Origin of the sequence: Paraburkholderia sp. XV (assembly GCF_020177535.1) — a bacterium.
Taxonomy (GTDB): domain Bacteria; phylum Pseudomonadota; class Gammaproteobacteria; order Burkholderiales; family Burkholderiaceae; genus Paraburkholderia; species Paraburkholderia caribensis.
Genome location: NZ_JAGUUD010000230.1, coordinates 1 through 4346, shown reverse-complemented (window position 1 = coordinate 4346; position 4346 = coordinate 1). Strand labels below are relative to the sequence as shown.

The 4346-nt window shown below is 62.6% G+C and carries 3 protein-coding genes; all 3 read right to left on the bottom strand.

Annotated elements, in window-relative coordinates; translation table 11 throughout:
* Nucleotides 1–145: 145 nt before the first annotated feature.
* On the bottom strand, nucleotides 146–1327 hold the full coding sequence (gene prpF / locus KFO72_RS41370; RefSeq protein WP_107201824.1) for a 2-methylaconitate cis-trans isomerase PrpF: 1182 nt from the start codon (nucleotides 1325–1327) through the stop codon (nucleotides 146–148).
* Nucleotides 1328–1363: 36 nt separating this feature from the next.
* Nucleotides 1364–3961, bottom strand: coding sequence for a Fe/S-dependent 2-methylisocitrate dehydratase AcnD (gene acnD, locus KFO72_RS41365; protein ID WP_225034509.1), 2598 nt, complete (start codon nucleotides 3959–3961; stop codon nucleotides 1364–1366).
* Nucleotides 3962–4203: 242 nt separating this feature from the next.
* Nucleotides 4204–4346, bottom strand: a 143-nt coding sequence (locus tag KFO72_RS41360) for a citrate/2-methylcitrate synthase (protein WP_318248532.1), incomplete at its 5' end; no start/stop codon positions are given.

Sequence of the window (4346 nt, the reverse complement as noted above, 5' to 3'; positions counted from 1 at the left end):
CGCACAGGGGCGACGCGTGAAGCGAGCTAACGAATCGCGGATGCCAGCGAAAGCGCAAACGCAAACCCAAACGCAAACCCAAGCGCAAACCCCCAAAATCAGAAAAAAGCACCAGCACCCCACCAGCGTCGCAGACAAAAAAAACCTACCCCGGCACTCGAACCCATCCCTCCATCAAAACCCGCGCACTCCGGCTCATGACGGCCTTCTTAACGGCCCACGCGCCGTCTTCGAGCATCGCCACCGCGCCAACCCGCAAAGTCCCGGAAGGATGCCCGAACCGCACAGCTTCCCTCTCCCCACCGCCAGCGGCAAGATTCACCAACGTGCCAGGAATAGCCGCAGCCGTGCCAATAGCAACAGCCGCCGTCCCCATCATCGCGTGATGAAGCTTCCCCATCGACATGGCGCGCACCAGCAGATCGACATCATCAGCAGCAACGGCCTTGCCGCTCGAAGCGACATAACCCGCCGGCCGCGCCACGAACGCCACCTTGGGCGTATGCTGCCGTGTCGCGATCTCGTCGAGACTCTTGATCAACCCCATCCGCAGCGCCCCATGCGCGCGAATCGTCTCGAACTTCTTCAGCGCCGCGTCGTCGCTATTGATGGCATCCTGCAACTCCGTGCCCGTATAACCAATCGCCTCGGCATTGACGAAGATCGTCGGAATACCCGCATTGATCATCGTCGCCTTCAACGTGCCGACACCAGGCACTTCAAGATCGTCGACGACATTGCCCGTCGGGAACATCGCACCTTCCGCGCCTTCTTCCTCCGCAGCCGGGTCCAGAAACTCCAGTCGCACCTCCGCAGCAGGAAACGTCACGCCATCAAGCTCGAAATCCCCCGTTTCCTGCACGGCGCCATTCACAATCGGCACATGCGCGATGATCGTCTTGCCGATATTCGCCTGCCAGATACGCACGACAGCCACGCCGTTATCGGGCACACGCTCCGGATCGACAAGCCCGCCGCTGATCGCAAACGGTCCCACGGCCGCCGACAGATTTCCGCAATTCCCGCTCCAGTCGACAAACGGCTTGTCGATCGACACCTGCCCGAACAGATAATCCACATCATGGTCCGGCCTGCTGCTCTTCGCGACGATCACCGTCTTGCTGGTGCTCGACGTCGCGCCGCCCATGCCGTCGATCTGCTTGCCGTAAGGATCGGGGCTGCCGATCACGCGCAGCAGCAACGCATCGCGCGCGGCGCCCGGCACTTGAGCCGCTTCGGGCAAATCCTTCAGGCGAAAGAACACGCCTTTGCTGGTGCCGCCGCGCATATACGTGGCGGGAATCTTGATCTGAGATGCGTGTGCCATGTGTTTTGATCCTGTTGAAGCTGGTGACGATCCGTCTCAGGCGGCTGCCTTGGACGACTCCAGGAAGTCCTGCGCAAAGCGCTGCAACACGCCGCCCGCTTCGTAAATAGACACTTCCTCCGCCGTATCCAGACGGCACGTGACGGGCACGTCGATGCGCTCGCCGTTCTTGCGATGAATCACGAGCGTCAGATCCGCGCGCGGCTTGCGCTCGCCGATCACGTCATACGTCTCGGTCCCGTCGATACCCAGCGCGAGCCGGTTCACGCCCGGCTTGAACTCGAGCGGCAGCACGCCCATGCCGATCAGGTTCGTGCGGTGAATGCGCTCGAAGCCTTCCGCCACGATCGCTTCGACACCCGCGAGCCGCACGCCTTTCGCCGCCCAGTCGCGTGACGAGCCCTGGCCATAGTCCGCGCCCGCGATGATGATGAGCGGCTGCTTGCGGCCCATGTAGGTTTCGATGGCTTCCCACATGCGCGTGACCTTGCCCTCCGGTTCAATGCGTGCCAGCGATCCCTTTTTCACCTGACCATCGACGATTGCCATTTCATTGATCAACGTCGGATTGGCGAACGTCGCGCGCTGCGCGGTGAGGTGGTCGCCGCGATGCGTCGCATACGAGTTGAAGTCCTCTTCGGGCAGGCCCATTTTCGTGAGGTATTCGCCCGCTGCGCTGTTGGCGAGAATCGCGTTCGACGGCGAGAGGTGGTCCGTCGTGATGTTGTCGCCGAGCACGGCGAGCGGGCGCATGCCTCGCAACGTACGTTCGCCTGCCAGCGCGCCTTCCCAATACGGCGGACGGCGAATGTACGTGCTTTGCGCGCGCCAGTCGTAGAGCGGGCTGATCGGCTCGCCACTCGCGGCCGTGACGGCGAACATCGGCTCGTAGACCTTGCGGAACTGCTCGGGCTTCACGCTCTGCCTGACGATCTCGTCGATTTCCTCATCGCTCGGCCAGATGTCCTTCAGATAAACCGGTTTGCCGTCCTTGTCGGTGCCGAGCACATCGCGCTCGATGTCGAAACGGATCGTCCCTGCAATCGCATACGCGACGACGAGCGGCGGCGACGCGAGAAACGCCTGCTTCGCATACGGATGAATGCGGCCATCGAAGTTGCGATTGCCCGACAGCACGGCTGTCGCGTACAGATCGCGGTCGATGATCTCCTGCTGGATTGTGGGATCGAGCGCGCCCGACATGCCGTTGCATGTCGTGCACGCGAACGCGACGATGCCGAAGCCGAGTTTCTCCAGATCCGGCAGCAGGTTCGCTTCCTGCAAATACAATTCGACGGCCTTCGATCCCGGCGCCAGCGACGACTTCACCCACGGCTTGCGCTTCAATCCGCATGCATTCGCGTTGCGCGCGAGCAAGGCCGCCGCGATCACGTTGCGCGGATTGCTCGTATTGGTGCAGCTCGTGATCGCCGCGATGATGACGGCGCCGTCGGGCATCTGCCCCGGCACTTCTTCCCATTTGCCGGCGATGCCGCGTTCAGCGAGATCGGAGGTCGGCAGACGCTTGTGCGGATTCGACGGCCCCGCCATGTTGCGCACCACCGACGACAGATCGAACCTGAGCACGCGCTCATATTCGGCATGCTTGAGCGAATCGGCCCACAGGCCAGCCGCTTTCGCATACGTTTCGACGAGCTTCACCTGTGCGTCGTCGCGGCCCGTGAGGCGCAGATAGTCGATGGTCTGTTCGTCGATGAAGAACATCGCGGCCGTCGCGCCGTATTCTGGCGCCATGTTGGAGATCGTCGCGCGGTCGCCGAGCGTGAGGCTCGACGCACCTTCGCCCCGAAACTCCAGATACGCGCCGACTACTTTTTCCTTACGCAGGAATTCCGTCAACGCGAGCACGATATCGGTTGCGGTGATGCCCGGCTGACGTTTGCCCGACAGCTCGACGCCGACGATATCCGGCAAGCGCATCCACGATGCGCGGCCCAGCATCACGTTCTCCGCTTCCAGCCCGCCGACGCCGACGGCAATCACGCCGAGCGCATCGACGTGCGGCGTATGGCTGTCCGTGCCGACGAGCGTGTCGGGATACGCGACGCCATCGGCAGCATGAATGACGGGCGACATCCGCTCCAGATTGATCTGGTGCATGATGCCGTTGCCCGGCGGGATCACGTCGACGTTCTTGAATGCCTTCTTGGTCCAGTTGATGAAGTCGAAGCGGTCTTCGTTGCGCCGGTCTTCGATTGCGCGGTTCTTCGCGAACGCATCCGGGTCGAAGCCGCCGCACTCGACAGCGAGCGAGTGATCGACGATCAGCTGAACGGGCACGACGGGGTTCACCTTGGCCGGGTCGCCGCCCTGATCGGCAATCGCATCGCGCAGTCCCGCGAGATCGACGAGCGCCGTCTGGCCGAGAATGTCATGACACACGACGCGCGCAGGAAACCACGGAAAATCCAGCTCGCGCTTGCGTTCGATAATCTGCCGCAGCGAATCGGTCAGCGTCGCGGAATCGCAGCGGCGCACGAGGTTCTCGGCATGCACGCGCGACGTGTAGGGCAGCTTGTCATAAGCGCCCGGCTGGATCGCGTCGATCGCGGCGCGCGTGTCGAAGTAATCCAGCGAAGTGCCGGGCAGCGGTTTGCGGTGTGCAGTATTCATGGCGTAGGGACACATGCGATATTGATCGTGAACCGGCGTGCGTGAACACGCCTGGCTCCGTGTGGTGGCCGGGCTTGCCGTCCACGTGTTTCTTGCGAAGTGTAGCGCTTCAGCGCGCGCCGGGTGTAGCGGCGCAAACATAAAGAGCGCATAAAAAGCAGCCTTGGCTCGCGGGTATGACGAACCAAGGCCGAACAGGATTGCGGCTCTCGCACCGCACTTCCAGGAGTCGAGTTGCCCGGTCAGGCGCGCTTCGCGAGCGGCACGAACGCGAGATCGTCGGGACCCGTGTAATTTGCGCTGGGTCGAATGATCTTGTTGTCGACGCGCTGCTCGATGATGTGCGCGGCCCAGCCGGACGTGCGCGAGATCACGAAGAGCGGCG